The 15,381-nt window shown below is 66.3% G+C and carries 15 protein-coding genes and 2 pseudogenes; 14 read left to right on the top strand and 3 right to left on the bottom strand.

Annotated elements, in window-relative coordinates; translation table 11 throughout:
* Positions 1-2 precede the first annotated feature (2 nt).
* The 7 genes and pseudogenes from U1703_RS09175 (at position 3) to U1703_RS09145 (ending at position 6,451) form a co-directional block, all read left to right on the top strand.
* On the top strand, positions 3-446 hold the full coding sequence (locus tag U1703_RS09175) for a YlcI/YnfO family protein (protein ID WP_332785439.1): 444 nt from the start codon (positions 3-5) through the stop codon (positions 444-446).
* Positions 443-1,447: a P-type conjugative transfer ATPase TrbB gene (gene trbB / locus U1703_RS09170; protein ID WP_332785438.1), complete on the top strand. Its 1,005-nt coding sequence runs from the start codon at positions 443-445 to the stop codon at positions 1,445-1,447. The genes U1703_RS09175 and trbB overlap by 4 nt, the downstream gene beginning before the upstream one ends.
* On the top strand, positions 1,444-1,785 hold the full coding sequence (locus U1703_RS09165) for a TrbC/VirB2 family type IV secretion system protein (protein WP_332785437.1): 342 nt from the start codon (positions 1,444-1,446) through the stop codon (positions 1,783-1,785). The genes trbB and U1703_RS09165 overlap by 4 nt, the downstream gene beginning before the upstream one ends.
* Positions 1,782-2,063, top strand: a complete 282-nt coding sequence (locus U1703_RS09160) for a VirB3 family type IV secretion system protein (protein ID WP_332785436.1) — start codon at positions 1,782-1,784, stop codon at positions 2,061-2,063. Before U1703_RS09165 ends, U1703_RS09160 begins: the two co-directional genes overlap by 4 nt.
* Before the next feature lie 13 nt (positions 2,064-2,076).
* Positions 2,077-4,530, top strand: a pseudogene (trbE, locus tag U1703_RS09155) (conjugal transfer protein TrbE).
* A gap of 282 nt (positions 4,531-4,812) precedes the next feature.
* Positions 4,813-5,151 (top strand): helix-turn-helix transcriptional regulator, encoded by a 339-nt coding sequence (locus U1703_RS09150; protein ID WP_332785435.1) that lies wholly within the window; start codon positions 4,813-4,815, stop codon positions 5,149-5,151.
* Positions 5,141-6,451 carry a type II toxin-antitoxin system HipA family toxin gene (locus tag U1703_RS09145; protein WP_332785434.1) on the top strand — a complete coding sequence of 437 codons (1,311 nt, stop codon included), beginning with the start codon at positions 5,141-5,143 and terminating at the stop codon, positions 6,449-6,451. Before U1703_RS09150 ends, U1703_RS09145 begins: the two co-directional genes overlap by 11 nt.
* Positions 6,452-6,752: 301 nt before the next feature.
* Here the strand turns inward: U1703_RS09145 and U1703_RS09140 are convergent, their stop codons facing one another.
* Positions 6,753-7,838, bottom strand: coding sequence for a serine hydrolase domain-containing protein (locus U1703_RS09140; RefSeq protein WP_332785433.1), 1,086 nt, complete (start codon positions 7,836-7,838; stop codon positions 6,753-6,755).
* A 362-nt stretch (positions 7,839-8,200) separates the two neighbouring features.
* Here U1703_RS09140 and trbJ point away from each other — a divergent pair, with 362 nt between their 5' ends.
* The 7 genes and pseudogenes from trbJ to U1703_RS09105 all read left to right on the top strand — a co-directional run bounded on the left by trbJ (position 8,201) and on the right by U1703_RS09105 (position 13,711).
* The gene (gene trbJ, locus U1703_RS09135; protein ID WP_332785432.1) at positions 8,201-8,953 is read left to right on the top strand and encodes a P-type conjugative transfer protein TrbJ; all 753 of its coding nucleotides are present in this window, start codon (positions 8,201-8,203) and stop codon (positions 8,951-8,953) included.
* A gap of 133 nt (positions 8,954-9,086) precedes the next feature.
* Positions 9,087-10,371: pseudogene (gene trbL, locus U1703_RS09130) on the top strand (P-type conjugative transfer protein TrbL).
* Positions 10,372-10,374: 3 nt separating this feature from the next.
* Complete coding sequence (gene trbF, locus U1703_RS09125; protein WP_332785431.1) at positions 10,375-11,193, top strand: conjugal transfer protein TrbF; 819 nt, start codon at positions 10,375-10,377, stop codon at positions 11,191-11,193.
* Positions 11,190-12,026 (top strand): P-type conjugative transfer protein TrbG, encoded by an 837-nt coding sequence (gene trbG / locus U1703_RS09120; protein WP_332785430.1) that lies wholly within the window; start codon positions 11,190-11,192, stop codon positions 12,024-12,026. Before trbF ends, trbG begins: the two co-directional genes overlap by 4 nt.
* 47 nt (positions 12,027-12,073) lie before the next feature.
* Complete coding sequence (locus U1703_RS09115; protein WP_332785486.1) at positions 12,074-13,249, top strand: TraB/TrbI/VirB10 family type IV secretion system protein; 1,176 nt, start codon at positions 12,074-12,076, stop codon at positions 13,247-13,249.
* A gap of 1 nt (position 13,250) precedes the next feature.
* Positions 13,251-13,481 carry a DUF2274 domain-containing protein gene (locus tag U1703_RS09110; RefSeq protein WP_332785429.1) on the top strand — a complete coding sequence of 77 codons (231 nt, stop codon included), beginning with the start codon at positions 13,251-13,253 and terminating at the stop codon, positions 13,479-13,481.
* On the top strand, positions 13,478-13,711 hold the full coding sequence (locus tag U1703_RS09105) for a DNA-binding protein (RefSeq protein ID WP_332785428.1): 234 nt from the start codon (positions 13,478-13,480) through the stop codon (positions 13,709-13,711). The genes U1703_RS09110 and U1703_RS09105 overlap by 4 nt, the downstream gene beginning before the upstream one ends.
* On the opposite strand, the gene U1703_RS09100 is transcribed toward U1703_RS09105, so the two are convergent.
* Positions 13,708-15,039 (bottom strand): type II toxin-antitoxin system HipA family toxin, encoded by a 1,332-nt coding sequence (locus U1703_RS09100; RefSeq protein ID WP_332785427.1) that lies wholly within the window; start codon positions 15,037-15,039, stop codon positions 13,708-13,710. The two genes, U1703_RS09105 and U1703_RS09100, sit on opposite strands and share 4 nt — an antisense overlap.
* A 2-nt stretch (positions 15,040-15,041) precedes the next feature.
* Positions 15,042-15,290 carry a helix-turn-helix domain-containing protein gene (locus tag U1703_RS09095; protein WP_042485091.1) on the bottom strand — a complete coding sequence of 83 codons (249 nt, stop codon included), beginning with the start codon at positions 15,288-15,290 and terminating at the stop codon, positions 15,042-15,044.
* Positions 15,291-15,381 lie beyond the last annotated feature (91 nt).

Raw genomic sequence — 15,381 nt, 5'->3', positions numbered from 1 at the left:
CGATGGACAAGACGAGCGACAAGGTGCGCCATCAACTCTTTCTCCCGAGACCGCTGTCCGACCGGCTGGAGGCACTCGCGGCCAGGCCCGGCGCGACCAAGTCGGCGATCCTCGTCGATGCGGTGACCGCCTGGCTCAACCGGCGCGGCGCCTCCGAGCTGGAGGACCGGTTCGCGATCCGGCTCGACCGGCTGACCCATGCGATCGGGCGGGTCGACCGGGACACCTACGTCATCCTCGAGACGCTGGCGCTGTTCATCCGGTTCGAGCTCTCGATCCAGACCCCGCTGGCCGAGAATGATGCCGCCGGTCGCGCGCTCGGTGCCAAGCGCTTCGAGGCCTTCGTGACCCAGGTCGGGCGACGGGTCTCGACCGGGCGACGCTCGCTCGGCGGATCGACGCAGGACGCCAATACGATTCCTTCCACGCGGGGAGGCGACCGATGAGCGCCTCGCTGTCTGCGGAGCGTCGCCGCCGGATGCTGATCACGGCGCTCGGCGCCGACATCGCTGCCGCGATGCGCGACCCGCTGGTCGTCGAGATCATGGTCAATCCCGACGGTGCGCTGCGGCTCGACCGCCTCGGCGAGGGCCGGAGCAACACCGGGGTGCGGATGGCGCCCGACCAGGTCGAGCGCATCGTCCGGCTGGTCGCCTCGCACGCCCGCGCCGAGGTCCATGCCGAGCACCCGATCATCTCGGCCGAACTGCCGCCGCATGTCGAAGGCCATGCCGGCGAGCGGTTCGAGGGCGTGCTGCCGCCGGTGGCGCCGGCGCCCTGCTTCGCGATCCGCAAGCCCGCCACCAAGCTCCACACGCTCGACGACTATATCGCCGATGGACTGATGTCCGCGATCCAAGCCGAGGCACTGCGTGGCGCGGTCGCGCGCCGCGACAACATCCTTGTCGCGGGCGGCACCAGCTCGGGCAAGACGACGCTCGCTAACGCGCTTCTCGCCGAGATGGCCGAGGATCGCTCGGGGCAGGATGCCCGCGTCATTCTGATCGAGGACACCCGTGAATTGCAATGCCCGCTGCCCGACACGGTGGCGTTGCGCACGCGCCCGCCGCACGTGTCGATGACCCAGCTGGTGCGCTCGACCATGCGGCTCCGCCCCGACCGGATCATCGTCGGCGAAGTCCGCGGCCCCGAAGCGCTCGACATGCTCAAGGCCTGGAACACCGGGCATCCCGGCGGGATCGCGACGGTCCACGCCAACAGCGGACAAGCCGCGCTCTATCGGATCGAGCAGCTCTGCCAGGAAGCGGTCGTCACCGTGCCGCGCCAGCTCATCGCCGAGGCGATCGACCTCGTCGTTTTCATCGCCGGGCGCGGTTTCGATCGCCGCGTCTCGACCATCGCGCGCGTCGCCGGGCTCGATCCCGATACCGGCGCCTACACACTCGCCGACCTTCCCCCGTTCAACCCAAAGGAGACCCGACCATGACCTGTCTTTCCATCACGCGTCCGACCGCCGCTCGGCCTCTGCTTGCCGGCGTCGCGATCGGCCTGTCGCTGACCTTTGCGACCGAGGTCCAGGCGGCCGGCTCGGGCATGCCGTGGGAGGAGCCGCTGCAACAGGTGCTCGAATCCGTGCAGGGGCCGGTCGCCAAGATCGTTGCGGTGATCATCATCATCACGACGGGTCTGACGCTGGCGTTCGGTGAGACTGCGGGCGGGTTCCGGCGCCTTATCCAGATCGTCTTCGGCCTTTCGATCGCGTTCGCCGCGTCGAGCTTCTTCCTGTCCTTCTTCAGCTTCGGCGGCGGGGCGCTGGTCGCATGACTGGTCCGACGACCGATGCCGGTCGGCACCTCGATGGGTTCGAGGTGCCGATCCACCATTCGCTCGGCGCGCCGTTGCTGCTCGGCGGCACGCCCCGCGGGTTCGCGATCATCAACGGGACGCTGGCCGCCGCGGTCGGGCTCGGCCTCCAGCAATGGGTGGCCGGGGTACTGCTCTGGGCCATCGGCCACAGCGTCGCGGTCATGGCCGCGCGCCGCGATCCCGACTTCGCGCCGGTCCTCCTCCGTCATATCCGCCAGAAGGGATATCTCGCATGATGAGGCAGGGCGCATGATGTACCTGAGCGAATATCGCGACCGCGCCGAGCGGCTCGCCGATCACTTGCCTTGGGCGGCGCTGGTCGCCCCGGGTGTGGTGCTCAACAAGGACGGCAGCTTCCTGCGGGTGCTCGCCTTTCGCGGCCCCGATCTCGAATCCGCCACCGAGGCCGAGTTGGTCGGCGCGTGCGCACGGGCGAATAACGCGCTCAAGCGGCTGGGCAGCGGCTGGGCCTTGTTCTTCGACGCCGAGCGGCGCGAGGCCCTGGCCTATCCCGACAGCGACTTTCCCGATGCCGCGAGCTGGCTCGTCGATCGCGAGCGCCGGGCGGCGTTCGAGGCCGCGGGCACGCATTTCGAGAGCCGGTATCACCTGACACTGACCTGGCTGCCACCGGCAGACACGGCGGACCGTGCCGGGCGGAGCCTAGTCGAGCGCCCCGAGAGCGACCGGGAGCGCGACTGGCGGGGTACGCTCGCTTCTTTCGTCGCCGAGACCGATCGCGTGCTCGACCTGTTGTCGGGCGTCATGGCGTCGGTGCGTCCGCTCGACGACCGCGAGACGCTGACCTTCCTGCATGGCACCGTCTCCGACCGGCGCCATCCCGTCGCGGTCCCTGAGACGCCGATGTATCTCGACGGCCTCCTCGCCGACACGCCGCTCATCGGCGGGCTGGAGCCCAGGCTCGGGAAAATGCATGTGCGCACGCTGACGGTGCTCGGCTTTCCGAACCTCAGTCGCCCCGGCATCCTCGACGCGCTGAACCACCAGGATTTCGGCTATCGCTGGGTCACGCGCTTCATCGCGCTCGACAAGACTCAAGCGACGAGGACGCTCACTTCGCTCCGGCGGCAGTGGTTCAACAAGCGCAAGTCGATCACCGCGCTGCTGCGCGAGGTCATGTACAATTCCCCGGCGCAACTGCTCGACAGCGATGCCGACAACAAGGTTGCCGATGCCGACCAGGCGCTGCAGGTGCTTGGCGGCGACCATGTCGCCTTCGGCTATCTGACGACGACGATCACGGTCAGCGACCGCAGCCGCGCGGTGGTGGAGGACAAGGTTCGCGCGGTCTAGCGGATCATCAACGGCCTCGGCTTCACCGCCAAGCGCGAGACCGTGAATGCGGTCGAGGCCTGGTTGTCGTCCCTGCCCGGCCAGGCCTATGCCAATGTCCGGCAGCCACTGGTGCATACGCTCAACCTCGCGCACCTGATGCCGCTGTCGTCGGTCTGGGCCGGGCCAGCGCGGAACGACCATCTGGGCAAGGAAGCCCCGCCGCTGCTCGTCGCCAAGACCGCTGGATCTACGCCGTTCCGGCTGTCGACCCATGTCGGCGATGTCGGGCACATGATGATTGTCGGTCCGACCGGCGCCGGCAAGTCGGTGCTGCTGAACCTGATCGCGCTCCAGTTCCGCCGTTACCGACAAGCGCAGGTCTATATCTTCGACAAGGGCAACAGCGCGCGTGCGTCGGTGCTGGCCATGGGCGGGGCGCACCATGCGCTGGGGGCGGCAGAGGCGGACGGCACGACGCTTGCCTTCCAGCCGCTCGCCGATATCGACGGTGCGGGCGAGCGGGGCTGGGCCGCCGAATGGATTGCGGCGCTGCTGGTGCACGAGGGCGTGCCGGTCACCCCTGACGTAAAGGACGCGATCTGGAGCGCGCTCGGCAGCCTCGCCTCCGCGCCGCGCGATGAGCGAACCATGACCGGCCTCGCGCTGCTGCTCCAGTCCAGAGCGCTGCGCCTCGCGCTCCAGCCCTACACGCTCGAGGGACCGCACGGCCGATTGCTCGACGCGGCCGAGCAGCAGCTCGACCTTGCCGATGTCCAATGCTTCGAGACCGACGCGTTGATGGGACAGGCCGGCGCGGTCGCGCCGGTGCTGACCTATCTCTTCCATCGGCTGGAGGCGCGGTACGACGGTCGTCCGACGCTGTTGATCCTCGACGAGGCGTGGATCTTCCTCGACCATCCGCTGTTCGCCGCACGTATTCGCGAATGGCTGAAGGTCCTGCGCAAGAAGAACGTCGCGGTCGTCTTCGCAACGCAGAGCCTCGCCGATATTGCGGGCTCGGCGATCGCGCCCGCGATCATCGAAAGCTGCCCGCAGCGGATCCTGCTGCCCAACGATCGGGCGGTCGAACCGCAGGGCCATGACATCTACGCGCGCTTCGGCCTCAACGACCGACAGGTCGAGCCGATCGCCCGGGCGACCCCCAGGCGCCATTATTACCTCCAGTCGGCGCGCGGGAACCGGCTGTTCGAACTGGGGCTTGGTCCCGTTGCGCTAGCGCTTTGCGGTGCGTCGAACCCGGCGACGCAGAAGCGGATCAATGCTGTGCTCGCCGAACATGGCCGCGATGGCTTCGCCAGTGCCTTCCTTCGCGACGCTGGCCTCGACTGGGCGGCGGACCTCATGGCCAATGCCCCGCAGCCGGAACCAGGCGGAACATCACTCTAGTGACGCAGAATCACGCGATGCCTGCTGCAGTCACAGCCAAGCTGCCGCGGTCCGAAATTATCGTGCACCTGAGATGCGCGATAATTGCAAAACTCGATGGCCTTGGGCCTTCCTGCCGGTAACGGCGGTCCGTTAGCGATAGGACTCGATTGATGGATGCGTCCATCATTAAACGTATCACTGATGGATGCATGCAGCATAAGAATTGACAATGGACGTTTGAGAATGCATTTGCCGGATACATCATGCGTAAAGCCGCTTGATGCTGGATGGGTGCTACAGATGCCTGCTTCAAAGAAGCGCAGTTATGCGCGCTATACGATGGCTGCGGTAGAGCTCCTCGGCACGCTGGTGCAGCTCGAGCGCAAGTCGCGCAGGATGACCGCGCAAGACATGGCGGACCGGCTCGGTGTCGACCGCAGCACCTTGCAACGGCTCGAAAAGGGTGATCCGAAGGTCGAACTGGGACTTGCCTTCGAGGCTTGTGCCATCCTCGGCATCCCGCTGTTCGAAGAGGATGCACAGGGGGTGTCGATGCGGCTCGACGAAGCGGGCAAGCGCCTCGCACTGCTTCCTCGCCGCGTGCGGCCGAAGCCATTGAGCATCAGCGATGACTTCTAGGCTGCCCCATCCGCGCGAGGCCTTTGTCTGGACCTGGCTGCCCGGAGCCACGAAGCCGGTCGTTGCTGGCCGGCTGGTATCCGACGACGAGCGTATTCAGTTCATTTATGGCCGTTCGTATCGCGAGCGGACCGACGCCATCCCGCTTTACCTGCCGGAACTCCCGCTCGTGGGCGAACCCATCGCGCCCCTCGGCACACTCGCGATGGCGAGCGCGATCCGCGACGGTGCCCCTGACGCCTGGGGACGGCGTGTCATCCTCAACAGGACCTTCGGGGTCAAGGGCGACGACCTTGACGGGATCGAGCTGGACGAGCTGGTCTTCCTGCTCGAATCCGGCTCGGACCGGATCGGCGCCCTGGATTTCCAGACGTCTGCAACAGCATATGCTCCACGCGGCGGCAGGCACGCGACCGTCGAGGAACTGCTCGCGTCTGCGGAGAAGGTCGAGAAGAACCTGCCGCTCACGCTGGAGCTCGACCAGGCCCTCCATCATGGCAGTTCGATTGGCGGTGCCCGTCCCAAGGCGCTGCTCACGGATGGGGCGCAGAAATATGTCGCCAAATTCTCCAGCAGCGGCGACACCTATTCGGTCGTGAAGGGTGAATATATCGCGATGCGCCTAGCCGCGCTCGCTGGGCTGTCGGTCGCGCCGGTCCGGCTGATCCATGCTGCGGGCAAGGATGTGCTTCTGGTCGAGCGGTTCGATCGCGTGTCGACCGGGAATGATTGGCACCGCCGGGCGATGGTATCGGCGCTCACCATCCTCGAGCTCGACGAGATGCAGGCGCGCTATGCGAGCTATCAGGATCTTGCCGAGAAGATACGCTTCCGCTTCATCGATCCGACCGCGACCCTGCACGAGCTGTTCGCGCGGCTGACGTTCAACATCCTGGTCGGCAATGTCGATGATCATGCGCGCAACCACGCCGCGTTCTGGGATGGGGCGCAGCTCGCCCTCACGCCCGCCTACGACATTTGCCCACAGGCGCGAGCCGGCCAGGAAGCCAGCCAAGCGATGCTGATTGTGGGCCGGCACCGCTCGAGCCAGATCGCCACCTGCCTGGCCGCCGCCGGCGAATTCCATATGACGTCCGACCAGGCCATCGCGATCGTGTTCAGGCAGATCGAGACCATTGGCGTGCACTGGCTCGCGCTGTGCGACGAGGCGGACCTGGGGCCGGTGGATAGGGCGCTGTTCTGGGGACGGCAATTCCTCAATCCCTTTGCCTTCTACGAGCTTGAAGGGCCGGCGGTTGTACTCGCGGAGCGCGCCGCCACGATCCGCGGCCAAGTCTGAGCCGATCGCGCTTGGACGCCTGCTGCCGCTCGCCTAAACTGCAACGAAGACGAGAAGGACGTGAAGACGAGGTAGCGACGACACCGGTGACATGATGCGCAGCGAGGTTGTCGAGCAGGGCGATTTCAAGGTCCGGGCAATCGCCAGCACCTATGCGGTGATTCTGTGCTTCGACGTCACGGAGCCGTCGCGCGCAGGGCTGCTTGGCTTCGCGATCGTCAGCGGATCGGCCGGAGACGGCGCGGGCGTCGCGAGAAGGGCTGCGGCAACGGCGATGGCAGTCATCGTACTCATGGTCCCGTCAGCTCATCTGGCCGCGGAGGAAAGCGATCAGCTTCGGGTCGCTGCCGATACGTTCGAGGATAGGCAGGATGACCCGCCATCCGTTGTCGCTGTTGGTCAAAATGACGATCCCGTCGCCGCTCGCGCGGTTGATCGCGGCGAAGGTGAAAGCTCCAGCATCCTTGCCGGTGTGCAGCATCGTCGTACCGTCGGGAAAGCCAAGAAGCTGCCAACCTAGGCCGAAGCCGGTCCAGGGCGGACAGCTAGTCGCTTTCGTTCCGGCGCATATCTCAAATGTCAGGTCAGCCTGTGATTTGCCGCGCTCCGCCGCGATGGAGGCGACCAGGCCCCGGTCGTTGCGGGCATCAATGAGGAAGCGCGCATAATCTTCCGCCGTCGCGTGAGCCAGATCGGCAGCGTTGTATCGCGTCACCCGCTTAACGGGCAGCGGCTTGCCGGCGTCGTCATAGGGTACCGCGATCGGTACCTTCCCGCCTTGCGCCGACACATAGCCCGACGCGCGCATATGGGCCGGGGCGAACAGCCAGCGCCCAGCCAGCGCCTCGAACGACTGCCCGGTGCGACGCTCGGCGTAGCGCGCGGCATATTGATACCCCTCGCCCGAATAGCCAGTGGTCGTGCCGGGATCGTGGTCGAAGGCCAGCCCCTTTGCATCGCGCCAGTTTGGCAGCCCGGTGCGATGACTCAGCGCCATGCGGACCGTCAGCTTGATCCGCCGGGAGTCTTGCGACAGGTCAGGGTCGCTCCAGTAGCGATCCATCGGCTCATCGAGCGACAGCTTGCCGGCCGATACCAGTCGCAGGATAACCTCCGCCGTGAGCGGCTTCGTCAGCGAGGCGAGATTGTAGGGCGTGGCGACGGTCGCCGTCCGGTTCGGCCCCGCCGTGCCCCAGGCCCCAGTCGAGACGATCCGTCCATTGCGGATCACGGCGACTGAAGCACTCTCCACGCGCTGTTCGTGAAGGGTTGTGGTCATATCCGGCAGAGATGCTTTGGCGCTGGCGTCCGCCATCGAGGTGCAAGCCAGCAGCGCGATCAAAGCCCCGATCACCGTCCATCTCGAACAATCTGCTGTATTGCCCATGTGCAACACGTAGCGGTGTTGATGTTTGGCCGCAACCCGACGCGTATTTCGATCGACGTGACGAGCGCGAGGACCGCTACGGAGCTTCTCCAAATATCATTCCAAGGAGAATGCCCCCTCCGTTTGGCAGGACATCTCCACGCGTGAGCCAAATGGGATGTCCAATGCCGCCCGTCCAAAGCCTACCTTGCTCTACGTGCAAGCCGCTTCGCGGATTTTGTGGGGAGGTTTCGTGGCTGTCCCCACAAAGGGCCGTGCTGACCCCAGCCGGCATCTGACGCCGCCGCGCCAAGAAGCCGACACTCCATGCCGAACCCGACCGCGATCGATGCGGGTGCGGGGCCAAAGCACTGGAGATCGTCATGCCGTTCCTCGACCGCCGCCGCGTCATCGCCGCGCTCCTCATCGCCGCTGCCAATGGCAGTCTTATCATGGGCATCATGTCGGCGGCGACGCCTGCCCATGCGCAGTTCGGCGGGATCGTGTTCGATCCGCGAAATTATGCGCAGAACATCCTTACTGCCGCGCGTACGCTGCAAAGCGTCAACCAGCAGATCCGGCAGCTTCAGAACGAGGCGCAGATGCTGGTCGCCATGGGCAAGAACCTGAGCCGGATCGACTTCCCGCAGCTCGACATCCTCAAGCAGAAGCTTGCCGAAATCGACCGGCTGATGGGCCGGGCGCAGGCGATCGACTTCCGGGCCGGCCAGCTCGACGGCCAGTTCCAATCGCTGTTTCCCGCCGACTTCTCCGCGACGCTCCCCACCGACACCCGCGTGCGTGATGCCCGCGCGCGGCTTGATGCCAGCATGGGCGCGTTTCGCCAGACGATGACGGTGCAGGCGCAGGTCGTCGAGAATGTCCGGTCGGACGCCCAGGCGCTCGCCGACATCGTCGCCCGCAGCCAAGGCGCGGAAGGTTCGCTCCAGGCACAGCAAGCCACCAACCAGCTCCTTGCCCTGACCGCCAAGCAGCAGTTGCAGCTCCAGCAGATGATGGCCGCGCAGTTCCGTAGCGAGGCGATCGAGCAGGCACGGCGCGCGACGCAGGCGCAAGCGGCACGCGCGGCGACCAGGAAGTTCCTTGGCTCCGGATCAGCCTACACGTCCCAATAGCCCCACGGCGTAGACAGGCTCGATCCGGCCAGCGGCCGGTGATGCCCCGATCATCGGTCGCCGTCGCGTGGCGCGGTCCCGCTCCCCACCGCGCCCCGCGACATTCTCGCCACGTTGCCAGGAAGAGGACCCCATGAACGACCTCAATGTCATCGACCGCTTCTTGGCTGCGTTCATCACCTACATCGACAGCGGCTTCGGGCTGCTCGGTCCTGACGTCGGCTTCCTGACCGCGACGCTGATCGGCATCGACATCACGCTTGCCGGCCTGTTCTGGGCGATGGGCGGCGAGGACAATGTCATCGGACGCTTCCTGCGGAAGATCCTCTATGTCGGCGCCTTCGCCTTCATCCTGAATAGCTTCTCTCGCCTCGCCGACATCATCTTCCGCTCGTTCGCGCAAGCCGGGCTCACCGCAGGTGGCGGCACGCTGTCCGCGGACGACCTGCTGAAACCCGGGCGGCTCGCCGGCACCGGCTTCTCGGCAGCGTGGCCGCTGCTCGACCAGGCGAGCGAGATGGTCGGGTTCACGACCTTCTTCGACAATTTCCTGACGATCATGATCCTGCTGTTCGCCTGGGCGCTGGTGATCGTCGCCTTCTTCATCCTCGCGGTGCAGATGTTCGTCTGCATCCTCGAGTTCAAGCTGACGAGCCTGGCGGGCTTCATCCTCGTGCCGTTCGCGCTATGGAACCGCACCAGCTTCCTGGCCGAGCGCGTGCTGGGCAATGTCGTCTCGTCCGGCGTGAAGGTGATGGTGCTCGCCGTCATTGTCGGGATCGGCTCCAACTTCTTCGCCGAGTTCACGCAAGCGCTGCAGGGCCGTGAGCCCGACATCGGCCAGGCGATGAGCCTGGTCCTTGCCAGCCTGTCGCTGTTTGGCCTCGGCATCTTCGGGCCGTCGATCGCCTCGGGGCTGGTGTCGGGTGCGCCGCAGCTCGGCGCCGGCGCGGCGCTCGGCACCGCGGTCGGCGCCGGCGGCATCGCGATGCTGGCGGGTGGCGCGGCAGTAGGCGGCGCGCGCCTTAGCCGGCGCCGCGCTGGGGGCGGTCCGTGCCGGCACCGCGATGGGATCGGCTGCCTCGGCCTCCGCACAGCTCGGTCGCGAGACAGGCGGCTCGGCGGTCGGCGGCATGGCCGCCGCTGCCAAGGGGGCGGCGGCCCAGAAGATCGAACGCACCTTCGGGCTCGGCGCTGCCGTGGAGCGAGGTCGCAACGCCGCCTGGTCGGCGCTCCATCGAACCCCCGGTGCGTCGCCGGGCGCGAGCGACGCCGAGGGCGGCACCCCCGCATGGGCGCGGGTGATGCGCGACCAGCAGACGAGCCGTCATCGCCGCCAGGTCGCGATCCACGCGCTCAGCCAGAGCGATCGTGGCGGCGGCTCCGCCATTCCCGACATCAAGGAAAGGAACGACTGAACCATGGTCTTCAAGCGAAGCGTGGAGCGCTACGGGCGAACGCCGCTGCCCGAGACGCCCTACCAGCGTGCCGGGCAGCTGTGGGACGAGCGGCTCGGCTCGGCGCGCGTGCAGGCGCGCAACTGGCGGCTGATGGCATTCGGCTGCCTGGCCCTGACCGCGGGCACGTCGGCAGCCCTTGCCTGGCAGTCGACGCAGAGCCGCGTCACGCCCTATGTCGTCGAGGTCGACAAGCTCGGCGAGCCGCGTGCGGTACGGCCGGCCGACGTCGCATACCGGCCGACCGATCCGCAGGTGGCGTGGCACCTATCGCGGTTCATCACTAACATCCGCTCGGTGTCGCTCGACCCGGTGCTGATGCGCCGTGACTGGCTCGAGGCCTATGACTTCGCGACCCAGCGCGGCGCCCAGTTCCTGGGGGAATATGCCCGGTCGGCAGCGCCCTTTGCCCAGGTCGGCGACCGGACGGTGTCGGTGCAGGTTACCAGCGTCGTGCGCGCGTCCGACACGTCGTTCCAGGTCAAATGGACCGAGACCATGTTTGAGCGCGGCAGCCAGGCCGGCGTCCAGCGCTGGACGGCGATCCTCACCATCGTCACGCGCCCGCCGACATCGGCCGAGGTGCTGCGCAAGAACCCGCTCGGCATCTATGTCGACGCGATCGACTGGAGCCGCGAACTGGACACCGCGCCATCGTCGCCACCCACACGCCCCGCCGCCCAATCGCCCGCGACCCTGCCGCTCGGATCGCCGCTCGATCCTTCCCTCGGCGCCCGATCCGGGGCGGCGGACCTGTCCAATTTGCAGGAGAAGAACCCATGAAGTCCGTCATCTTGCCGGCCATGGCCACCATGGTCCTGGCCGGCCCCGCGTGGGCGCAGGATCGCGCCGCGGCACCGCTCAAGGCGGTGCGGTCCGCGACACGGAACGCCACGATCGAGCCGGCAGCGACCGGGTTCGTCAGCGGCGCGCAGGTCTATCCGTTCAGCAACGGCACGATCTATCAAGTCTATACCGCGCCGGGGCTGGTAACGGACATTGCGCTCCAGCCCGGCGAGACCCTCGTGGCGGTCGCGAGCGGCGATACCGCCCGCTGGGTGATCGGCGACACGACGAGCGGTTCGGGCGACGGCAAGCAGACGCATGTGCTGGTCAAGCCGGTCTCGGCAGGCCTGCTCACCAATCTAGTCATCACGACCGACCGGCGCGCCTATCATCTCAGGCTCGCCAGCACCCCGGCAACGGCGCTGTCCTCGCTGCGCTGGACGTATCCGCAGGACGAGCTGCTGGCCGTGCGACGCAAGGCGGAAGCCGCGCAGGCTGCAGCGCCGGTGGCGACGGGGCTGGCGATCGAGCAGCTGCATTTCAACTACGCGATCAGCGGCGACCGCCCGCCGTGGCGGCCGCTGCGCGTGTTCGACGACGGGACAAGGACCTATGTCGAGTTTGCGGCTTCGCTGGCCAATGGTGATGCACCGCCCCTGTTCGTCGTCGGCCCAGATGGGAAGGTGGAACTGGTCAATTACCGGCTGCGTGATCGCTTCTACGTCGTCGACGGGATCTTCGACGCGGCCGAACTCCGGCTCGGCTTGAAGAAGCAGCAGGTCGTCCGCATCGACAGGATCGGGCCATCCGCTCAGCGGAGGGGGGCATGACCGAGATTGCCGAACCTTCGTCAGACGCACCTTCGCCCGCCGAAGCCATGCTCGACGCGCCCGCACCCGAGGCGCCCGCCCAGCTGCCGAAGGTCGACCTGGAGACATTGGCCATCCGTTCCCGTCCGGCACGCGCGATCCGCTTCCGCAAGGGTGCGATCATCGGCCTCGCCGCACTGGGCTCGGCCAGCCTGATGGGTATCGCCTGGATGGCGTTGAAGCCGCAGGTCTTCCGGCACGTCGCACAGGACAGCGAATTGTCTCAGCCGATGGCAAAGCCCGCCGCCGACGCACTCTCTGGCCTCCCGGCCAGCTATGGCGATGCGCCCAGGCTCGGCCCACCGCTTCCCGGCGACCTTGGCCGGCCAATCCTTCGCGCACAGGAACGGGCCGAAGCGACTGTTGCCTCTCCGTCCGTCGATACGGTCGCGGCAGCACGGCAGCAGCGGATGGCCGACCTCAAGGCGGCGCGAGAATCGGGCCTGATGGCGCAGGTCACGACCGGCCATTGCGTGGTCACCCCTGCTTCCTCCGTCGGCCCCGAAGTCCCTGATGCCATCCCTGCGACGGCGACGGGGACGCGCAAGGAGCAGTTCGCCGCGGCCAGAGACACGGACGGCGATCTCAACGTCGGCGCCCTCGTCACTCCTGCTTCGCCCAACAGCCTGCTGGCGGGCAGCGTGATCGCGGCAAGCCTCATCACCGGCTTGAGTTCCGACTTGCCCGGCATGGTCACCGCGCAGGTCACCCAGAATGTGTTCGATACCGTCACGGGGACGATCCTGCTCGTACCACAGGGTGCCCGGCTGATCGGCAAGTATGACAGCGTCGTCGCGTTCGGGCAGCGCCGAGCGCTGGTGATCTGGCAAAGGCTGATCCTGCCCGACGGCAGCTCGGTGCGGCTCGACAACATGCCTGCCACCGACCCGGAAGGCTATGCCGGGCTTGCCGACCGGGTCGATTTCCACACATGGACGCTGCTCAAGGGTGTCGCGATCGCGACCATGCTCGGCGTCGGTTCCGAGCTGTCGATCTCCGGCGGAAGCGACCTCGTGCAGGCGATCCGCCAGTCCGCCCAGATGAACGTCGCGCGGGCCGGCGACCAGATCACCCAGCGCAACCTCGACGTCCAGCCGACGGTCACGATCCGTCCCGGCGCGCCGGTCCGCTTGCTGGTGACCCATGATCTCATCCTCGCCCCTTATCCGAGAAGGACAAGCTGACATGGCTGATCTCAAGCTCGGCAAGCTGCCCGACCGCACGCCGGTCAAGCTGGCCATCACCATCACGCCGGACCTCCAGTCGTCGTTGCAGGCCTATGCTGCGGCCTATGCCTCGACCTACGGCATCGAGGAGCCGGTCATCGAATTGATCCCCGCGATGTTGTCGGCCTTTCTGGAGAGCGATCGGGCGTTCGTGCGCGGGCGCGACGCGCGAGCACGGGGGCAGAAATGATCGAGCGGGCATGGGAAAGGAAGATCGAGCCGCTGACGGTCCGCGTCGCGACGGCGGTCCGGATCATCGGCCTCAGCCGCTCGCGGATCTACGAGATCATCCAGTCGGGCGACTTGGAGACGACGAAGGTCGGCCGTGCCACGCTGGTCCAGTATCGCAGCCTCAAGCGGTTGACCGACAATGAGGGTGGCGGAGAGGGGCATGCCGGACATGTTTTGCAACGCGACTAGCTTAGCTCCGTAAACGCCGTGTCGAGACGGGCCAGACGGTCGGCGATCGCTCGGCTTACGCTGGCATGGACGTCGTCGGCGAAGTCGTCCGGCATTGCTTCTCGCGCGACGTCCGCGGCCGTGGCGGCTTTTTTGCGAATGTCGGTGATGACCTTGTCGATAATGGTCGGGCCGATACCCGCGGCTCTCGCGGTCTGGACGAAGTGCCGGCCCAGGACTTCCTCGATCCGGTAATGGCGGCTGGTGCCCGCCGACATTGCCAACCGGAAACTCTTCTGTGCCAACTGTCCGCGATCGACAGGATCCTGGACGCTCAGGACATCGTAGAAGGGCGTCAGCTTGAAGCCGCCGCCCGGACGCAGGAAGAGGCTGAAGTTTTTCGCATGTCCGTCGGTCGCGCCGATGAGCCAGAAGATGATCTGGCTCGACAGGAATGTCGCCTGATCCTCGGTCGGATCGTCGCTACCGCCGAGCAGTCTTATGATGTCCGCCGCGGCGGGACCACCTTCGCTTTGGTATTTCTGGGAGGATGGCACGCCGAGTGCCTGGCAGCAGTCTTCCTGTGGAACGCGCAGCAGTCGGCCATCGGCGAGCCATCGGCGATCGAACCGCTCTACGACCAGCGCGCGCCGCGCCCCGAAGGTGACGATCTCGGTTTTCGCGACCGGCAAGCCGAAGGCGCTCAGCAGCGCCAGACAGTAATGCTCGTTGTCGACACTGGCGGTCATGTCGACCGTGCCGGTCGAGGTCGGAATCTCGCCGAGCTGAGGCTTCAGGATATGCGTTGTCGGAGTCGTTCCGATTGGACGCAGCCACTGGCCGTCGTGGCGCAGCAGCGCGGTCTTCTCCTGCGCACCCGCAATCGAGATTCGGAATTTTTGGCCAGGATCGATCCCGAGCGGCGCACCTTTGAGATTGTCGAGGAGGTGTTCGATATCCTCGTCGCCCAAAGCTTCGCCCCGTATATCGCCTGTGGCGTCGATGGCTTCACCGTCGGGCAGAAACTGCATCGCGCCCACGCAATCCCGGCCGATGCGGGTCAAGAGGCTGTATGGATCGGTACCTTCGGCACCTGTGCGCTCCGCCACGCGGCGTCGGATATCGGCGCTGTCGGGAAGCAGGTTGTCGAAAACGGCGAGTACCGGTGCGCCGCGATAGGTGGTTGCGCGAAGCGGCAGTGACAGCGAGGCCGCGAAGGCGTGGTCCCACTCGAGCCAGCTCAGGTCATAGCGGAACGATACGGCGCCACTCGTTTCCTTCTCGAGGCGGCCGACGAGGCGATTATTGATCAGCACGTTCAGGGGAACGTGGGTCTTGCGGCGCGCCATTGTCAGAAGATTTCGCTCAGGTCAGCGCTGCCCTTGCTGCGCGGTGCGATCTGCATGTCGAGGTCGAGCGCTGCCAGGATACCGAACAGGGTGTCGAGCTTCGTACCCGTCTGCCCACTTTCGATGCGGGAGATCGTCTTCTGCCCGGTGCCAACCAAGGCCGCCAGAGCCTGCTGAGTGAGGTTGCGCTTGGTCCGCGCGTTATGGATGAGCGCACCGAGCTGTTTGGGAGAGCGAGCAATGTGGGCCACGGGAGACGCCTTTCAGTGACGGCATACCCTATAAGGGATAAACTAGCGATATACCTTGAAGGGCATATTGTATATTTATACCCTACAGGGA

Source organism: Sphingomonas flavida, from assembly GCF_036663655.1.
In the GTDB taxonomy this organism is placed as follows: Bacteria; Pseudomonadota; Alphaproteobacteria; order Sphingomonadales; family Sphingomonadaceae; genus Sphingomonas.
Note: the sequence above shows the minus strand (reverse complement) of the source record. Positions and strands in the feature narration are given on the sequence as shown.

Coding starts and splice junctions, on each gene's coding strand:
- U1703_RS09105 (WP_332785428.1), top strand. CDS start 13,478: ATGATCGAGCGGGCATGGGAAAGGAAGATCGAGCCGCTGACGGTCCGC.
- U1703_RS09150 (WP_332785435.1), top strand. CDS start 4,813: ATGCCTGCTTCAAAGAAGCGCAGTTATGCGCGCTATACGATGGCTGCG.
- trbJ (WP_332785432.1), top strand. CDS start 8,201: ATGCCGTTCCTCGACCGCCGCCGCGTCATCGCCGCGCTCCTCATCGCC.
- U1703_RS09100 (WP_332785427.1), bottom strand. CDS start 15,039: ATGGCGCGCCGCAAGACCCACGTTCCCCTGAACGTGCTGATCAATAAT.
- U1703_RS09140 (WP_332785433.1), bottom strand. CDS start 7,838: ATGGGCAATACAGCAGATTGTTCGAGATGGACGGTGATCGGGGCTTTG.
- U1703_RS09165 (WP_332785437.1), top strand. CDS start 1,444: ATGACCTGTCTTTCCATCACGCGTCCGACCGCCGCTCGGCCTCTGCTT.
- U1703_RS09175 (WP_332785439.1), top strand. CDS start 3: ATGGACAAGACGAGCGACAAGGTGCGCCATCAACTCTTTCTCCCGAGA.
- U1703_RS09115 (WP_332785486.1), top strand. CDS start 12,074: ATGCTCGACGCGCCCGCACCCGAGGCGCCCGCCCAGCTGCCGAAGGTC.
- trbF (WP_332785431.1), top strand. CDS start 10,375: ATGGTCTTCAAGCGAAGCGTGGAGCGCTACGGGCGAACGCCGCTGCCC.
- U1703_RS09110 (WP_332785429.1), top strand. CDS start 13,251: ATGGCTGATCTCAAGCTCGGCAAGCTGCCCGACCGCACGCCGGTCAAG.
- trbB (WP_332785438.1), top strand. CDS start 443: ATGAGCGCCTCGCTGTCTGCGGAGCGTCGCCGCCGGATGCTGATCACG.
- U1703_RS09160 (WP_332785436.1), top strand. CDS start 1,782: ATGACTGGTCCGACGACCGATGCCGGTCGGCACCTCGATGGGTTCGAG.
- trbG (WP_332785430.1), top strand. CDS start 11,190: ATGAAGTCCGTCATCTTGCCGGCCATGGCCACCATGGTCCTGGCCGGC.
- U1703_RS09145 (WP_332785434.1), top strand. CDS start 5,141: ATGACTTCTAGGCTGCCCCATCCGCGCGAGGCCTTTGTCTGGACCTGG.